We start from the raw sequence: 16832 nt of genomic DNA on the forward strand, positions 1-16832 counted from the left end.
ACCCGCTTGACCACCACCTCCCACCGCACGCAGACGGCCGAGCGGTACGCCCTCGCCATCGCTGGATGCGTCATCGTCGCTCTCACCGCCGCGGGCTTCTGGCTCTCCTACGCCCACCTAGCCGAGGTCGCAGGGCGGCACGGCCTCGGGACTTCCCCCACCCGCCAGTGGGCATGGCCCGCGACGCTCGATGCCTTCATCGTCGCCGGCGAAGTGCTCATGCTCCGCGCCAGCCTCCGCCGGGAATCCGACGGGTGGGCGATCTCCCTCACCGCTGCCGGATCTCTGGGCTCTATCGCCCTGAACGTCACCGGTGTCAGCAGGTCCGACGGCGTCCCGGCCCCGGCCCTCGACTACGTCGTCGCCGCCGTCCCACCCGCAGCCGCGCTCTTCGCCTTCGGCGTCCTCATGCGGCAGATCCACCGCCACGTCGCTGCCGCGGAGTCCCGCCACAGTCGCCGCCCTACAGGGGAGCCCTCAACACATCCCGCGGACCTGAACCGTCCCCGCGCCCACTCCGCCACACTGCAGCTCCGGGACCCGGAACGGCACGAGGGCCGCGAGGGTGACCGCCCCACTCCGGCTGGCGCTGCGCAGGGCGCATCAGTCGATGTGGCGGAAGAGACCGACCAAGTGGCGGAAGGCCACGTCCCGCCGAAGAAGCGCACCGGTCGCAAGCCCGCCGCCACGGACGATGAACTCCTCGCCATCGCCCGCACCGCCCCGCTCGGACGCGATGGGCGCGCGTCAAGCCGCCACATCGAGACGGCTGTCCGCGCTCGCGGCCTCCCCATCGGCAGGGACCGCCGAAACAAGATCACCTGGCAGGTCCAGGCCGAACTCAACAGCGGCCAAGCAGACGCCGCGTAGCCCCCCTCCGAAAGTCACGCTGCTCCCCCGCGCATCCGTCGCGGGGCGAGCTGGCGTTCGTACTCCCCATCCCCACAGCCTCGATGCCATTCCAGCCCGACCGACAGAAGGCACGCTCTTGCACGGCAACCCCACTGCCACGCGTCCCCACAACCTCCAAGCAGGCGACCCCTACCCAAGCCCGAGACGGAGCAAGTTATCGGCCGAGACGCTCTTCCCCGTCGGGGGAGAGCGTCTCGGCCAATCCCGCCCCTGGAGTTGCGGGAGCGGACCGGAGCCAGGGGGCACCGGTCCACCAGGCTGCGACCGAGGGCGGATCGCAGCCGAGGAAAGAGCAGCAGACTGCGTGCCCGAAGTCTCGTGCACCTCCGCTACCTCGCCTGAGTCTCGTACACAACGACGTATCCACAGGGACGGTCAGCGCTCCAAAGTGTGCAGCGTCCGTTTGAACGACGACTAGCACGCGCTCGTCGCGACCGCCGCCAGGACCGTCGGCGTCACCGTCGTCGGCTTCGCCCGAGCCGCCCTCAGGGCTGTCCCCGGCCTCAGGCTCGCCCTGCAGAGGCACTTCCATCACGCCTGAGTGCGCGGAGCATGGTGGTGTACACCGGGGCGTCGGGGAACGGCTGCTGGTCGCCGATGTGCTGGTACCCCCAACCCTCGTAGAGGGCTTTCACCTTCGGGTGGCTGGGCTCGACGAGCAGCGTGACGCGTTCCTCGGTGCGACCGGCCAGCAGTTCCTCGTGGATGCGGTGTGCCAGGCCCGTGCCCCTCCAGGGAGCACGGACCATGATTTCGAAGAGGGCGAGTGTGCGGGTGCCGTCCTCGGTCGTGTCCACCGCGGGGAGGGGCTGGAGCATGTGGGCCCACCAGCCGGTGTTCTGGGGCAGGGCGGCGGCGTAGGCGTAGCCGGCGGCTTCGCCACCGTCGTAGGCGACCACGGCCTCCCAGGACGGGCGGGAGGAGTGGCCGGTGAGACGACCCTCGAAGCGGTCGACGGAGAAGAACGGGTCCTGGCCGATCTCCTTCTCGTACACCTCGGCGTACACACCGACCAGGGTGGGGCGGATGGTGGGCAGCTGATCAGGGCCGTAGCGGTGAAGGGTGATCTCCGGGGCGGGCATGGTGCTCCTTGTCGCGTGACGGTTCAGGCCGTACGGGTGCGGTCGTTCCACTGGCGGGTGACGGCGGACTTGGGGGCCGCCTGGTTGAGTGCGGAGGTGAAGCTGCCCAAGAGATGGGGGACCCGGCCCGAGTCGGCGCCGGTCGGAGCGATGACGCGGGTGGCGGTGGCCACGGCCTGCTCGACGTCGCCCTGCGCGACCTGTGCGAGGGCCGCCTGGGACAGGTAGTAGGCGCGGTTGCGGTGCTGGTCGTCGCGGAGGTCCGCAACCGGTGGGCGTGGAACTCGGCCTTCTCCGCTTCGCCGAGCCGGTAGTGGGTGATGCCGGTCAGGCCGTGGAGTTCGCCCCGGGTGTAGAAGGCGACGGAAGACGGACGGACCTCGGCGGGATCGGCCCGGTCGTAGGCACCGTGGGCCCGGTCCAGGGCTCGGAGGGCCCTGGTCTTGTCGCCGAGGCTGGCGGCGGTCAGGGCGATGCGGGAGTGGGTCAGCGAGGCGTAGAACGGGTCGGTGCGGTGCGCCCGGGTGCCGGTGCAGGCTTCGGCCGCGGCAAGGGCGTCGGCGTACCGGCCCCGCTGTCCGGCGAGCATGGCGGCGTACCGCCAGGTCTGGTGCTGGACCTGTCCGTCTCCGGAAAGCCCTGCGAGGGTGACGGACTGCTCCAGGTAGCGCTGGGCCTCCCCCAGCCGGCGGGCGTCAATGGCGGAGAACATGGCGAAGGCCGTGAAGGACGCGGCGACGGCGTAGAGGCGGGAGCGGACGCGTTGGCTGGCGGAACCGTGCTGCTGGAGGCTGAGTGTACGGGCGGCGAGGTCGGCTGCGCGCCTCTCCAGAACGGGCCCGCCGCCGTTCTGGTCGTCCAGGAGCCACAGTTCGGCCAGGAGGACGCGCAGGCGGTCGACGTCGGAGTGCCCGACGGTGGGTCGGGTGGCTGCGGTCGCAGTGCCGGTGGACACGGCGACCGCCGCGCCGGTGGCTACGGAGATGAAGCTTCGACGGCCAAGCACAGGGTCCTCCAGTCGTGCTGAGGGCGTTGCGGGGCGGGGGCGGGCACGGGGCACGAACCCCAGGTCGGTCGCGGGAAGCCCGGAGACGACCTCCAGAGCCTGCCACTGGCGATCCTGCGGCGAGCGATTCTCTCCCGACAGCCACCGGTAGACCGTCCGTTCGGTGACGGCGCCTCGGTGGCCGTTGAGGTCTGCCATGGCGTCGTTGACCTGCTCGGCAAGAGCGCCCGCACTGAGCCCGTGTTCCTTCATCCAGGTCTCTAATTCTGCGTTCCGCTTCCGCACCATGCAGTCACGGTAGGGGTGGGGCCGACGTCCGAGGTAGCGGAGGTCGGGACTTTTCGTCAGTGGTCACGCGAGTAGCTGCGAGCGGATTCGTCATGTGCAACACGGCTCTGACACGGGTTACTTGTCCGCACAGCCGAACCAGCACCAGGCGGATGGGAGCGGAATCGTGACCGTACTCGCGCACGAAGTGGCGGCAGCCCCGGTCGAGGTGCCCACGGTCACCTCCGCCAACCAGAAGACCCTGATCGCCTCTGCGGCTGCCGCCGTCGCCGGGGACGTCGAGGCCGCCCTCACCCTCGCCGACCACCACCCGGCCGGGGAAGTTGCCGTGCGGCTGCGGGAGCGGCTGCGCGAGCACGTCCACACCCTCGCAGTGCCCGCCGAACGGTACGCAGACCTGCTGCCGGAAAGCCGGGAGAAGGACATCGCGGCCAGCACCGTGCGGTTCGCCCGCAAGGTCGCCCGGGACTGCGGGAGCGATCCGGCGATAGCGCTGCGGCTGCTGGCCAAGTCAGTGGCCCACCTCGCCCGGTACACGGACCTCCTGCGTCAGGCCTGAACCGCTTCCGGCGCCGGCCTGCCCGGAGGCGGCGGTACCGGAAGCCCCCCACCTGCCCGGCCGCGGCAGGTGACAACAGCGCCCCACCGACACCGGTGAGGCCGGTCGTCTCCTCCGCATACGGGCGAGGAGGCGGCTCATCGTGCCCCGGCCCGGCGCCGGGCCCCGTCGAACCTCACCTTGGAGGCACCCTCGTGTACGCGATCGGCATGTGCGTCGATGGCCGCTACCTGTTGCCCGCCCTGGTCACGCTCGGCTCGGTCGCCGACCACCTGCCGGTGGCCGACCGCCGCGAGAGCGCGGTACGGGTACTGACCAACGGCCTGTCCCCCGGGCAGGCCGCTGTGATGGAGTCCTTCGCCCGCCGCTGCGGTTTCGGCTCCTTCGACCTGCGCTGGCAGACCCCGCCGGCCGAGAGCGTCATGGCGGACACCGCCTACATCTCCGTCGCCACCTACCTGAGGTTCGGGTTCACCCCGGGCTTCCTCGACAGGCCGTTCCTGATCTACGTGGACGCGGACGTACACGTGCGCGGCGACGTCTCCACGCCCCTGGACGGACTACCGGCGGACCGGATCGGCGCCGTGCAGGACGAGTTCAACCCAGCCGTCGGGCAGTGCCCGGCACTCCCCGGGGTCGCCGAGTGCTGGCCCCATCTGGTCGGGCGCACCTACTTCAACGCCGGGATGCTGTGGGTCCCTACGCCGATGCTCGCGCCCATGCGGGCCGGGGTCCATCGGGCCCTGGTCCGCGGGCGGCAGTACATCAAGCACAACGACCAGTGCGCCCTGAACCTTTGGCTGCTGTCCTCCGGGGCCGCGCACCCGGTCGGGCCGGTGTTCAACCGGTTCGAGGTGGACCGGTTCCTCCAGCGGGGGGACTGGGTCCGCCGGGTCCTCCGCCCGGTGACCCGCCGGGACGGGCACGTGGTGCACTTCGTCGGGGGCCAGAAACCGTGGATGCGCTCGTGCCCCGGCACGGAAGACGTGCGTGCCTACCGGCAGCAGATGCACCGCACACTGCGGCACCTGGCCGGGGCAGGTGCACGGTGACCAGCGGCACGGCCCTGGCAGTAGAGAGGGCCTGCACGGAACTGGCCGGGGCAGCCCCGGCCGAGACGGTCCGCATCCGCAGCGGATCCAAGACGGCCGTCTACCGGATCCGGCTCGTCGACGGCCGTCCCGTGGTGGTCAAGCTGTTCGCGGCCGACGGCTCCCACGGAGCAGCCGACGAGGCCCGCCTGCTGGCCGCCGTCACCGCCGCCGGGCGGGTGCGGGTACCGGCCGTGATCGGGCACGGCCCCATTCCCGGTCTAAACTTCTCCGCCCTGGTCACCGCCGATGCCGGAACGAGCACCTTGGGCGACGCCGTTCGGGCCGGGCAGCTCCCGCGTCCGGCTGCCCTGCTGCGGCTCGCCCTGCTGATGGCGGCCTTCCACAGCACCAAGGCCCCGACCGGCCTCCCCCTGGCGCCGGGCATCGGCCAGCAGGTCAGTGCCCTGGCCGCGCACTGCCCCAAACAGGTCTTCGTCCGGCTCACGCCCGCCCTGGAGGTCATCGCAGCCGGGGCCTGCGTGGAGCGGCTCGTTTGGTGCCACGGAGACCTCCACCTGGAGAACGTGATCTGCGGAGGCGACCGACGCCTCACCGCCGGCGAACACGGCCGGCTTCGCCTCCCCGACTACCTCGTGGACTTCGAGGCCGCGACCGTCGAGGTCCCCGAGTACGACCTCGCCCAGACCCTCGTGACCTGCGATGCCCTGGAGCCGTCCGACCGGGTGTTCGTGGCCGCCGCCTACGGACGGCCCGTCGACGCCCGGCTCCTGGACGCCTACGTGGCCTTCCAGGCCGTACGCGGCTGGACCTACGCCGCCCACCAGGAGGGCCGCGACCGCGACGCCTGGGCGGCCCGCATGCACCTTGCCCTGTCCCCGCAACCAGGAAGGACCGCGCCGTGACCGATCCCGATCTGTCGGTGATCATCCCCGCGTACAACGAGGCCGAGTACCTGCCCCGCTACTTACCCACCGTCTTCGCTTCCCTCCGGGCCTGGGAAGCCCTCTCCGGCCTCGCGGGGGAGGTGATCGTGGTGGACAACGCGTCCACCGACGACACCGGAACCATCGCGAAGGAGCTGGGGGCCAAGGTCGTGAGGGAGCCGGTCCGCAGCATCGGCCTGGCCCGGAACACCGGAGCCCGCGAGGCCGACGGCCGGATGCTGTTCTTCGTCGACGCCGACGTCGCCCTGCCGCTGGAGGGGATCACCGCCGCCGTGGCCGCGATGGACGCCGGAGCCGTCGGCGGGGCGATCCCACCGCTCTACACCCCCGCCCGATTCGGGGCCCGTCTGCTCAGCGCCTACTGGGACCACCACCGCTCCCGCCACGGCGGCGCCCAGGGCGTCAACCAGTTCTGCACCCGAGACGCCTTCAAGGCCGTACACGGCTACCGGCCGGACTACTTCATGAGCGAGGACATGGAGTTCTTCGCCCGCCTGACCGCCTACGGCCGCCGCACGGGCGGGCCCGTCGCAGTCCTCGAAGACCTCCGCGTGCGGCCCTCCACCCGCCGCTACGACGCCTGGTCCACGGCCCGGATGCTCTGGTGGCAGAACCCCGTGATCGTCCGCCTCGGCCTGACCTCGCCCCGCTTCTGGCGCAACTGGTACGCCACAACCGTCCGATGATCGGAGAACCCCAGGTGACCCGCCTTCCCCTGCCGGACGCCGACGGCATCTACACCTTCCCCGCCGACCTCCTGACCGCGCACCGGTCCTGGATGGACTCGCTGACCGGCGCCAAAGAGATCATGACGCTGACAGCGCCGCTGACCCTCGCGCCGTACTGGATCGAGCCGCGCAAGCCATCCGGGCGGCCGGTCGTCGTCATCGAACCCCACCACGACGACTTCGTCCTGTCCGCCTCCGGGACCTTCCTCGCCCGTCCCCGACCGCTGACCGTGGTCACCGTCTTCACCCGCTCGCGCAGCGTCCACCCCTCCCTCGAAAGCACCTGCAACAGCGTGGAGGCGGTCTCCGGACTCCGCGACCGCGAAGCCGCCCAGTCTCTGTCGCCCCTGGGAGCGGCCCGGGTAGGTCTGGGGCACAAGGACGCCGAGAAGCCGTACCGGGCACCCGAGCCCGTGCAGGTGGACCGGATCACCTCCGAGCTCGCCGAGGTGCTGGACGGGATGGACGACGCGGAACTGCTCGCCCCGGCCGCCGTCACCCGCCACCCGGACCACCTCGCCGTCCACGAGGCGGCGCGCCGCCTGGGCTGCCGGTGGTTCTGGGAGGACGTCGCCTTCTGGTCCACCTACGGCTTGTCCGGATGCGACCGGCAGCTGTTCAGGCAGCGGGTACGCCACACCCTTGACCCAGAGGTGGAGGACATCACAGGCACCGTCCTGGACAAGGTGACCCTGCTGCACATGCACGGCTCGCAGATGCACCCCACGAGGAAGATGTACCGGCCGATCCGGCACGCCCACACCGTCGCCGCCAACCTGCTGCCCGCCCCGGACGGCCGCCCGCGGGGCCAGTTCGCGGAACGCTTCTACCGGCTCGGGAGGTCGTGGTGATCCTCGGCTTGGAAGGCCCCTCGTACGGGGGCAAGACCTCCGCCCTGGGGCTGCTGCGCCGGGTGCCGGCGATGCGGGACGCGATGTTCTTCCCCTGCTACGTGAAGTCGTTCGCGCGCCGCGAGGACGTCCCCACCCCCGCCACCCGGTCCGGCGCCGAGCAGGTGGAGGCGTTCGTGACGTTCATGGAGATCGAGGGCGAGCGCGTGCGCGCCGCCCGCCGACATGGTGGGCTGGTCGTCCTGGACCGGACCGTCGACACCCTCCTCGCCCACGCCCACGCCATGGACGAGATCCACGGCTTCGGCATCCTGCCGGAACTGTGCCGGCGGGTCGAGGAGATGCCGCATCTGAGGCCGGACCACACCCTGTACCTGGACGTGACGCCCGAGCTCTTGCACCTGCGGCGCAAGGCGGCCGGACACCACGAGGTCGAGCCCGACTACTTCCTCCACGACCCGGCCTTCCTCACGCACTTCCGCGACTACTTCTGCCGCCCTGTCCGCTGCCCGGCGACTGCGGAGTTGGCCGTCGCTTCCGGGGACGGCGACCGGCAGGAGACGGCCGCCGTCGTGCAGGCCCTCTTCACGTACTGGGCGGGTGTCCGGTGACCGGGCCGACGGTGCTGTTCGCATGGCGGCGGACCCCGCCGCCGCTGCTGATCGGGGGCGCGGAGGTCTCCCAGCAACTCCTGGCGGAAGAGTTCGTCCGGGCCGGCTGGCGGGTCGTCTACCTCGGTAGCCACGAGGCCCCCTGGAACGGGTCCGCCCAGATCGGCCACCTGCGCGCCCACCTCCGGGCCCACGGAACCGTGTGGGAGGAGGCCGATGGGGAGGTCCGCTACCGGTGGAACGGCGTCTCGTGCCGGGCCGTGCCGCAAGACAGGGTGGAAGCGACGCTGAAGGGCCTCCTGGCCGAGGCTCGGCCGGAGCTGGTGGTGACCTCTCAGGAACGGGCGGCCGACCTCGCCGCCCTTGCCCGCCGGTCCTCGCGGGTCGCCGGATGGCTGCACTCGGTCTCGGCCAACAGCATGGGCGTCCTCCACGGCCGACCGCACGTCGCCCTCGCCACGTCGAAGTTCGTCGCCGGACGGGCCCAGGCCCACGCCGATACGAAGGCGGTCGTCTTCTACCCGCCGTTCGCATCGGCCGAAGGCGCCGGGCCCCTCCTCGCCGCGGGGCGCGGCACAGCCGCCCGCGTCCGCGGTGGCGTGCTGATGGTCAACCCCATCCCTGCCAAGGGCGCGGCCCTCCTGCACCAGCTGATCCGCCGGTTGCCCACCTTCCGGTTCACTCTCGTCGAGGGCTGGTGGGACACGGCTGGCGAGTTCACCGCGTACCCGAACGTGCACTGGGTCCCCCGCACCTACGCCATGGGACCGATCTACGCCGCGAACGACCTGCTGCTCGTGCCCTCCCAGGTCGAGGACGCCTTCCCCCGGGTGATCGTGGAAGCCGGGCTCCACGGCGTCCCCACGATCGGCTCGTCCCGCGGCGGCATTCCCGAGGCGGTCGGGGACGGCGGAGTGATCCTCCACCCCGACGAGGTGGATGGCTGGGTGCAGGCGATCGAGTCGGCCGACCGGACCAGCCTCGGCGCGAAGGCCCACGCCGGGGCAGCGCCACTGGTCCGGCCGTGCCTGCCCGAGCTGGCTGCCGCCGGGCTCATCCCGGCGGCAGCAGCCGCCGGCTAGCGGGCCGCGTAGGCGGCCTGCACCTCGTCGGCGCGGTCGGTCCACCAGTTCAGCAGTGCCTCGTCCGTCAGGAACATCTCACCGAAGGTGGGGTCCTGGCGGTCGAGGTAGAACTCCAGCTGCCAGAAGTCGGTCAGCCGCTTCCACCACAGCCGCGTCACCGCGTCGGCGAGGTCGCCCTCGGACAGATCGATCACGGACCGGTATCCGGAGCAGAACGCAGCGACACGGTCGAGGTCGAAGGCACCACCGACCCCGAACTGCACCTGCGCGGTCCGCGCGACCTCCTCCCCGTACGGACGGACCCCGAGCCGGTCCCAGTCCAGGACCGCCACCACCCGGCCGTCGCGGCGCAGCAGGTTGCGGTACTGGAAATCGCCGTGCGTCCACCCGTATGGCCCAGCCGACACCTCGCCCTCAGGCCGGGCATCGGCATGCCGCGCGAGGAGGCAGCGTCGCTCATGCAGGGCCTCGGCGGCGGCCTTGTCGAAGTCCGTCACCGGAGCGGAAGGCAAGCGGCTCAGGAGGGCAGCAGCCGCACGGTCGGCCTCGGTCACATCGCGGACCTTCGCCACCGGCGCCTGCTCCGGGACTGGGCCGGGACCATGCCGCTGCAAGCCCTCGTGGTGGCGGCCCAGCAGAGCACCGAGATCGCGCACCTGGTCGAGCGGGAGATCCGTCCCTTGGAGGTGCTCGCCGTCCACCCACGGCAGGACGCAGTAGCCGTGACCACCGACTTCCGCCACGAGGTCACCGTTGGCCGCGCTCAGCGGCGCTGGCACGGGGATGCCCTCGCGAGCCAGGTCCAGGAGGACCGCAAGGTTCCTGCGGACCTTCGGCAGAGGAACGTCTGTGATCTCCTTGAGCGCGAACACTCCAGCAGCGGTCACAAGGCGCCAGTTCCGGTTCATCAGGCCGTGGGCAAGGAACCGCCGATCACTCACCGCGCCCAGCCCGAACGCGTCGGACAGGCTAGGCAGCACTGCCGTCAGGGCATCTTCTCGAGTCGTATCCGTCACCCCCAGCACGGTACGCCGACCCCGAATCCCGCACCCGAATTCGTCACCCAGATCCCCACTGAGAGTCGGAGGGAGAGGCGAGCCGAGATCGCTCCCGCCACCAGCTCGCCTGACTCCGCCCGTGGCGGAGCCGGAACAGTCCTGGCGGCCTCACTACCCTGACCGACGGACCACCCGCGGCCGCACGACGATCGGGAGACCATGACGACGCCCTCCACCGCCCGGATCGAGGACCTCCTGCAGACCGGCGTTCGCGAGGAGATCTACCCCGGCGCGGTCTGGGCGGTCGGGGACGCCGATGGCATCCGCGCGAGCGGAGCCGTCGGCCTCCTCGACCCCGACCGGCCCGACGAACCCATGCGGCTGGACACCGTCTTCGACGTGGCCAGCCTCACCAAGATCCTCGCCGTCTGGTCCACGATCGGCACGCTCACCGACGAGGGCAAACTCGACCTCCACGCGCCTCTGGACACCTTCTGGGACGAGGTCGCCGGCCACCCCCTGGGCCGGGCCACGGCCCACCACCTCCTGACGCACACCGCGGGCCTGCCCCTGCGCGCCAACCTGAAGAACCTCTACGGCACCGACCCCCAGGACATCCGCGATGGCGTCCTCCACGAAGTCCTCCACCGCCCGCCGGGCGAGGCCGTCGAGTACACCGACCGGGCCGCCCTCGTCCTCGGCTACCTCGCCGAGCACCTCTCGGGCCAGCCCCTGGACCGGCTCGCCACCGACCGAGTCTGGCACCCCGTCGGCATGACCCGAACCTGCTTCGGCCCCCTACCCTCCACCGAGACGGCCCGCTGCGCCCCCACCGAGTACGACGAGACCACCGGCACCCACCTCAAGGGCACCGCCCACGACTTCTCCGCTCGCCTCCACGGCGGCGTCTGCGGCATCGCCGGCACCTTCTCCGTCCTCGACGACCTTGCCCTCTTCCTCCGCCACATGCTCAACCCCACCCAGGCCACCTTCGGCCCCAGCTGGGTCAAGGAGTCCCTCCGCATCCAAACAGGCGGCCTCACCCCCACCCGCGGCCTCTTCTGGCACCCCGCGCCGGGCACGGAACCCGACCAGGAGATCTGGGTCCACTACGGCTTCACCGGCACCGGCATGTGGATCAGCCCCACCCAGGGGCGCTGGGCCACCCTCCTCACCAACAAGCTCCGCTTCAGCCGAGACCGCGAACCCCTCACCAAGATCCGCAACGCGTACCGCGCCTCCGCCTTCTCATAGAAGGTGTCCTCGCCCAGCCACCGCCAAAGCGGTCCGGGCCCAGCTCGACACCGGCGCGAACATGCTCGTCTGCCCAGTTCCCCAAGGTCAAAGAGATGTTGCTGGGGGCAAAGGAGAATCTGCCGCGTTCGCGGACGTCCCCAACCACTGGAAGCAGGTCCAGTCGACCAACCCGCTCGAACGTCGGAATCGGGAGATTAGGCGACGCTCCGAAGTCGTCCAGGTCTTCTCGAACGCCACCGCCGTGAACCGTCTGGCCACCGCCGTCCTCGTCGAGCTCGACGCCGAGTAGATCGCCTTCTCGCGCCACTATTTTCTCAATCGAGAGCATGGACAGCCGCTATCCAGGCGACATCACTTGCCTGTCCGGCACTACCCAAAGGTCAGTTACAGCGCGCCAAGGAGCATGACCACGAAGGACTTCCTCAAGATGGGGCAAGTTCAGCTCAATGGTGCAAAGTTGACATGTCTTCTTGGGGGCATCAGGTGAAGGCGCGCCCGCTAGTGTCGTCGGGCGCATGGAGTTCACTTGGAGAGGGCGCCTGGGCGAAGGCGTACAACTCGTCAAGTGACAGCCCAAGTTCGGCAGCCAAGGCGGCCACCGTGAAGAACTCCGGTGTGGAAGTACGGCCCTTTTCGATGCTTCGCACGGTATCAACTGAAATCCCTGCACCGCGGGCGACAGCCTCTGCCGATCGCCCAGAGGCGCGGCGGGCCTGCGTCAAGCGGGCGGCAAGCATGTACCCGCGGTGCTTGGCTGCGGGATCGAGCCTCCTTCGCGGCATGGGTGTAAGTATACCTGTATAGTTACACCCATGACGGTGACCGCAGCGGCTCCTTCCCTCAGCTGGCCTGAAGATGTGCTGCGGCTGAACGCCGTCTGCCCGTACTACACGATGTTTCCGCTGGACTTTCCGCTCCAGCAGCTTGCCGCGCACCCCGAAGCCACGCGCGTACTGGACCCGTTCTGCGGACGGGGCACCACACTGTATGCCGCCCGCCTGGTTGGACTGCCGTCCGTGGGCATCGACATAAACCCGGTAGCTGCCTCCATCGCCCAAGCCAAACTCATCCAGGTCACGCCGGGAGCCGTAGTTCGGCTCGCCAGGCAGATCCTCGGCGGTGCGATGCAGGGCAAGGCACCCGAAGGCGACTTCTGGCAGTGGTGCTTCGAGCGCGAGACGCTGCGCGAGCTCGTGACATTGCGCGAGTCCTTGCTGGAGATGACTACGCCGACGGCGGCCATGCTGCGGGCGGTCATGCTGGGTATCCTGCACGGACCGCGTAACAAGAACCTACCTTCGTATCTGTCGAACCAGATGCCACGCACCTACGCTTCCAAGCCCGCCTACGCAGTGAAGTTCTGGGCCCAGCGAGACATGCAGCCGGTACGCGTCCCGACCCTTGAGGTCATCGAACGGCGGGCCAAACGCCTGCTGGATGCGGCCCCACTCGCCCAAGGCGGGAAGGTCTACCTGGGTGACTCTGTCGAGACTCTGGATGGGCTGCGGCAAAAGTTCGATCTCGTGGTTACGTCGCCCCCCTACTACGGCATGCGTACCTACGTTTCCGATCAGTGGCTGCGCTCGTGGTTCCTCGGCGGCCCCCCGGAGGTCCCGTACGGCTCGCACGGGCAGATCGCCCGCCAGCCGAATCAGGAGGCGTTCATCCAGGCCCTGGCCGAGGTGTGGGCCGCTGCCGCTCGCCGATGCAACCAGGGTGCCCGGCTGGCGATCCGTTTCGGCGCCCTGCCGTCGGCCCGTACTGATCCGGAACAGATGCTGCTGGCCTCCGTGAGGGAGTCGAAGGCCGGGTGGGCCGTCAAGGAGGTCCGTCAGGCCGGCACCCCGGTCAAACGGAAGAGGCAGGCTGAGCAGTTCGGCAAGGCCGGCAACGCCATCGAGGAGATCGACCTCATCGCCGAGTTGATCGGCCTGCCTCGCTGACACCGTAACTCGGTTACTTTTCACAACTACATGACGCGCTGTCAGTGCCCCATGCCATCCTGTGGGGGCCAGACGAGTGAACCACTCGCCTGTGACAGCACGAGCGTGGTGTGGGGGAGAGGCATGTTCGACGCGGACCAGATCAAACAGCTCAAGCAGCTGATTGGCGATCAGGTCGAAGCTGGCCGCGCGGAACTGGACAAACTGGTCGACCAGACCCGTGCAATCCGCTCCGACGTCCGGGTGATCAGGCCCCGCGCGGCGACGTCGGTCGCACTGATGGCGTCGGACGGCGGTAACAACAAGGTCGCCTTCAACCCCTTCTACCTTCAGGTCGTCCGTGTCGTTGACTCCAGCGGCAAAGAGCTGTGCATGGAGGTGGTCGCCCCGATCTCCGATATCGACGCTCTCAGCAGGCGCCAGTTCCATGAGGACGGCAGTCCGAGCACGGCCCTGGGCAGGATGATGCATGGGCTGGGTGTCGAAAGGCTCCAAGACCTGTCGCCGATGATGTCGGGAAAATCCCCCAGCTGGGTACAGGTCTTCCGGGATCTGTGTGAGTGGGCCACGCTGTACGACCTCGTCTGCCACCGCGACTACGCGGTCGACACCCTGATCGTCCGCGACGGCCTGCTGCGCGCCAAGATCTTCAAAGGCGAGCTGTTCGTGAAGATGGGCGAGCTGATGTACGAGGCCATCGAGCGCATCTACCGCCGCGACCGGCGCAAGGTGTGGCTGGTGGGACTGGCGAAGAAGACTCAGGTTCTTGAGTACTACCGCCTGGCGATCTCGCTGTCCGGCGTCTTCGACAACGGCGCCGCCTGCTTCGCCAAGGTTCCCGCAGCGATGCTGGACGAGGTGTACCTCTGGGATGAGTACACGAGGGACATCGAGGACGATTCAACGGGCGAGAAGCCGAAGTTCAACATCGGATCGATGTACTTCGTCCGCTTCGGCCCATACTCCGGCGATCCCATCTGGACCGTGGACGTCATGTCCCGCCAGGACAAGGAAGCCCAGGCGATCTTCGGCTATCTGCAGGCCGACGCGGTAGCCGGCTTCCCCATCCCGCTCTATCCCAACTGCATCCAGCAGGCCGACAGCTTCTCCCGTGTCGCCGACCTGGACATGGACATCATCGAAGACCAACTCGTCGATGCCGTGCGAGACCAAGTTGGCGAGGACAAGGCCCCGATCATCGACGCCTTGCGGCTGGCCTCCGACGTGGCCGCCCGCCGCTACGAGTAGCACCATCTTCTGTCCGTCCCGCCTCCTGTGGAGCAAGAACCGACATGAGCCTGTTCGAGCGCGACAAAGTCGTCGGCACATTCCGCGGATTCGCCGAGAGTGGCATGGAGTTCCACGCCGATCTCGTGCTGCCGCACCACGACGACTTTCAGACCATGGCCATGCATGGCCAGTTCGTCCTTGTCCAGCTCGAACACGAGCGTGAGGCGATCCTCGGACGGATCACCACCATCTCTTCGCAGGGTCGTCTGGTGTCCCCCATCGGCGAGGACTACGCCACCCGCGCCGTGCGCGACCAGCGTCCAATCCCCGACGAGCTGCGTGAGCGCTACCTGAAGTACAAGGTCGACATCCGCATCCTCGGCGTTCTCCGTATGGAGGGCGACAAGCACATCTTCGTCCCCAGCCACCGACGCCTCCCGCATGTCGGCGCCCAAGTCGCGCTCCTGGGAGACGACCTGCTCGCCGAGGTCGTCAACGCCAAGGACACCGACGACGGCGCGGTGCCCATCGGCTACCTCGCCTTCGGTGAATTCGTCTACGCCGGCAATGACAAACGCGTGGGGGACACCTCCTGGATGCAGATCCAGCAGCCCGCGATCATGCCGACGTTCCAGATCGACAAACTCGTCGCTCGCCGCAGCTTCGTCTTCGCCCGCGCTGGCTTCGGCAAGTCGAACCTGGTCAAGCTCCTCTTCTCCGCTCTATACGAACACCAGCCCACCGTTCCGCGCCGCTCCGGCGAGGCCCCTGTCGGCACGATCATCTTCGACCCGGACGGTGAGTACTTCTGGCCCGACTTCAAGGGCCGCCCCGCCCTGTGCGACGTACCCCACCTGCGCGACAAGCTCGTGGTCTTCACCAACCGCAAGGGCCCCAGCGACTTCTACCAGTCGTTCGTCGTCAACGGTGTCAAGCTGAACATCAAGGAACTGCAGGCCTCGCGCGTGCTGGGTATCGCGCTGCCGCCGGAGAAACAGGACCAACAGAATGTCGTCAAGCTCAAGTCTCTCGACGGGCCCAGGTGGGGCCGTCTGGTTGACCTGATCCACCGCGAGAAGTACGGAGCCGACCGCGATCAGGTCCGGGAGATCCTGCACCTCGACCCCAGCCAGGAGGCCGAGACCAACGCCGCGATCGGCAACATGACCCGGGTCGTCAACGCGCTCCACGACCCCGACAGCCAGCTCCTGAGCGCTCTGAAGGACTGCCTGTCCCAGGGCAAGCTCTGCGTGGTGGACATCTCTCAGATGCGGGGCTCTCAGGGTCTCCAGCTCGCCGGCGTGATCCTCGGGGACATCTTCGAGCACAACCAGAACCAGTTCACTGAGGCCGACCCCAAGTCCATCCCCACCATCGCCGTCATCGAGGAGGCTCAGTCCGTCCTCGGCGGCTCCAGCCAAAGCGAGGACGGCCCCTTCGTATCCTGGGTGAAGGAAGGCCGCAAGTACGATCTCGGCGCCCTGCTCATCACGCAGCAACCGGGCAGCCTCCCGCAGGAACTCCTCAGCCAGGGCGACAACTTCTTCGTCTTCCACCTGCTCTCGCAGGGCGACCTGCTCTCCCTGAAGAAGGCCAACGCCCACTTCTCCGAGGACCTGCTGGCCACCTTGCTCAACGAGCCGCTCGTCGGCAACGGTATCTACTGGTCCAGCGCACCTGGCACCGACCGCCACTCACGCCCCTACCCCGTATCCGTGCGAGTCCTCAGCTTCGAGGACTCGTACAAGATGGCCGACCCCGACTACTCGCTCCCGACCCCCGACAGTTTCGCCGCCAAGTCCCGGACCGCCGTCGAAGGACGACGTTCTGAAGCGCGGGCCGCCTCGGCCAGCCTTGCCGCGACCCACCCCCAGGGCGCCACCAGCGCGGCGGCTGGGGCAGATATCGCATGGGACGATAGCGCGATTGCGATTGTCCACCTGCGGGACAACAAGCCCGAGTTCCATAAGATGATCGACACACCCCGTGGCATCAAGTGGGGTCGAGTCGCACACCTGTTGGCCGAGAAGGCACCCGCGCACGCCCAGCGCGACGGATCGGCCTTCGCATGGGGCAACAGCCTGGTCAAACAGGCCGTTGACCAGCTGTACCCAGATCAATGGACCTCGGTGCCTCGGGAAGACGAGAAGAAGCCGGGCACGTTCCCGAAGTTCATCATGCTCAGGGAACATGCTCCGAAGGAAGAGTCGAAAATCGAGCAGGCTCTGAGTGACGCGCTGTTCGACACCGCACAGACCGAAGAGGAGCCTCCCTTCTAAGCCC

General features: G+C 68.9%; 17 protein-coding genes. 13 read left to right on the forward strand and 4 right to left on the reverse strand.

The genetic code is table 11. The features are described 5' to 3' along the window. Nucleotides 1-6: 6 nt before the first annotated feature. On the forward strand, nucleotides 7-870 hold the full coding sequence (locus D9753_RS07085) for a DUF2637 domain-containing protein (protein ID WP_121786228.1): 864 nt from the start codon (nucleotides 7-9) through the stop codon (nucleotides 868-870). A 545-nt stretch (nucleotides 871-1415) separates the two neighbouring features. Here the strand turns inward: D9753_RS07085 and D9753_RS36420 are convergent. Both D9753_RS36420 and D9753_RS07100 read right to left on the reverse strand, forming a co-directional pair. Then, nucleotides 1416-1994: a GNAT family N-acetyltransferase gene (locus D9753_RS36420; RefSeq protein ID WP_163010641.1), complete on the reverse strand. Its 579-nt coding sequence runs from the start codon at nucleotides 1992-1994 to the stop codon at nucleotides 1416-1418. After that, nucleotides 1954-2949: a hypothetical protein gene (locus D9753_RS07100; protein WP_163010642.1), complete on the reverse strand. Its 996-nt coding sequence runs from the start codon at nucleotides 2947-2949 to the stop codon at nucleotides 1954-1956. The genes D9753_RS36420 and D9753_RS07100 overlap by 41 nt, the downstream gene beginning before the upstream one ends. A gap of 505 nt (nucleotides 2950-3454) precedes the next feature. Between D9753_RS07100 and D9753_RS07105 the strand changes: the two genes are divergently transcribed. The 7 genes from D9753_RS07105 to D9753_RS07135 all read left to right on the forward strand — a co-directional run bounded on the left by D9753_RS07105 (nucleotide 3455) and on the right by D9753_RS07135 (nucleotide 9118). Then, a complete protein-coding gene (locus tag D9753_RS07105; RefSeq protein ID WP_121786231.1) occupies nucleotides 3455-3847 on the forward strand; it encodes a hypothetical protein in 393 nt (130 codons plus the stop codon). Between the two features lie 194 nt (nucleotides 3848-4041). After that, on the forward strand, nucleotides 4042-4899 hold the full coding sequence (locus tag D9753_RS07110; RefSeq protein ID WP_121786232.1) for a glycosyltransferase family 8 protein: 858 nt from the start codon (nucleotides 4042-4044) through the stop codon (nucleotides 4897-4899). Then, complete coding sequence (locus D9753_RS07115) at nucleotides 4896-5804, forward strand: aminoglycoside phosphotransferase family protein (RefSeq protein ID WP_163010643.1); 909 nt, start codon at nucleotides 4896-4898, stop codon at nucleotides 5802-5804. The genes D9753_RS07110 and D9753_RS07115 overlap by 4 nt, the downstream gene beginning before the upstream one ends. Next, on the forward strand, nucleotides 5801-6532 hold the full coding sequence (locus tag D9753_RS07120) for a glycosyltransferase (RefSeq protein ID WP_121786234.1): 732 nt from the start codon (nucleotides 5801-5803) through the stop codon (nucleotides 6530-6532). The genes D9753_RS07115 and D9753_RS07120 overlap by 4 nt, the downstream gene beginning before the upstream one ends. Then, entirely contained in the window at nucleotides 6529-7425 is an 897-nt protein-coding gene (locus D9753_RS07125) for a PIG-L deacetylase family protein (RefSeq protein WP_205614077.1), read from the forward strand. Before D9753_RS07120 ends, D9753_RS07125 begins: the two co-directional genes overlap by 4 nt. Next, nucleotides 7422-8036 (forward strand): hypothetical protein, encoded by a 615-nt coding sequence (locus tag D9753_RS37720; RefSeq protein WP_240468069.1) that lies wholly within the window; start codon nucleotides 7422-7424, stop codon nucleotides 8034-8036. The genes D9753_RS07125 and D9753_RS37720 overlap by 4 nt, the downstream gene beginning before the upstream one ends. After that, the gene (locus tag D9753_RS07135) at nucleotides 8033-9118 is read left to right on the forward strand and encodes a glycosyltransferase (protein ID WP_121786236.1); all 1086 of its coding nucleotides are present in this window, start codon (nucleotides 8033-8035) and stop codon (nucleotides 9116-9118) included. Before D9753_RS37720 ends, D9753_RS07135 begins: the two co-directional genes overlap by 4 nt. On the opposite strand, the gene D9753_RS07140 is transcribed toward D9753_RS07135, so the two are convergent. Beyond that, nucleotides 9115-10101 carry a phosphotransferase gene (locus tag D9753_RS07140; protein WP_240468070.1) on the reverse strand — a complete coding sequence of 329 codons (987 nt, stop codon included), beginning with the start codon at nucleotides 10099-10101 and terminating at the stop codon, nucleotides 9115-9117. The genes D9753_RS07135 and D9753_RS07140 overlap by 4 nt on opposite strands. A gap of 237 nt (nucleotides 10102-10338) precedes the next feature. Here D9753_RS07140 and D9753_RS07145 point away from each other — a divergent pair, with 237 nt between their 5' ends. Next, nucleotides 10339-11373: a serine hydrolase domain-containing protein gene (locus D9753_RS07145; RefSeq protein ID WP_121786237.1), complete on the forward strand. Its 1035-nt coding sequence runs from the start codon at nucleotides 10339-10341 to the stop codon at nucleotides 11371-11373. 61 nt (nucleotides 11374-11434) lie between these two features. Further along, nucleotides 11435-11665 (forward strand): transposase, encoded by a 231-nt coding sequence (locus tag D9753_RS07150; protein ID WP_121786238.1) that lies wholly within the window; start codon nucleotides 11435-11437, stop codon nucleotides 11663-11665. Between the two features lie 190 nt (nucleotides 11666-11855). Here D9753_RS07150 and D9753_RS07155 read toward each other — a convergent pair whose 3' ends face one another. Next, complete coding sequence (locus tag D9753_RS07155; protein ID WP_205614079.1) at nucleotides 11856-12158, reverse strand: helix-turn-helix domain-containing protein; 303 nt, start codon at nucleotides 12156-12158, stop codon at nucleotides 11856-11858. 30 nt (nucleotides 12159-12188) lie between these two features. Between D9753_RS07155 and D9753_RS07160 the strand changes: the two genes are divergently transcribed. The 3 genes from D9753_RS07160 to D9753_RS07170 all read left to right on the forward strand — a co-directional run bounded on the left by D9753_RS07160 (nucleotide 12189) and on the right by D9753_RS07170 (nucleotide 16828). Next, the gene (locus D9753_RS07160) at nucleotides 12189-13319 is read left to right on the forward strand and encodes a DNA methyltransferase (protein ID WP_205614080.1); all 1131 of its coding nucleotides are present in this window, start codon (nucleotides 12189-12191) and stop codon (nucleotides 13317-13319) included. A gap of 123 nt (nucleotides 13320-13442) precedes the next feature. Beyond that, a complete protein-coding gene (locus tag D9753_RS07165) occupies nucleotides 13443-14567 on the forward strand; it encodes a hypothetical protein (RefSeq protein ID WP_121786240.1) in 1125 nt (374 codons plus the stop codon). Between the two features lie 44 nt (nucleotides 14568-14611). After that, nucleotides 14612-16828 carry an ATP-binding protein gene (locus D9753_RS07170; protein ID WP_121786241.1) on the forward strand — a complete coding sequence of 739 codons (2217 nt, stop codon included), beginning with the start codon at nucleotides 14612-14614 and terminating at the stop codon, nucleotides 16826-16828. The last annotated feature ends 4 nt before the right edge of the window (nucleotides 16829-16832 follow it).

This window comes from Streptomyces dangxiongensis, from assembly GCF_003675325.1.
Lineage (GTDB): Bacteria > Actinomycetota > Actinomycetes > Streptomycetales > Streptomycetaceae > Streptomyces > Streptomyces dangxiongensis.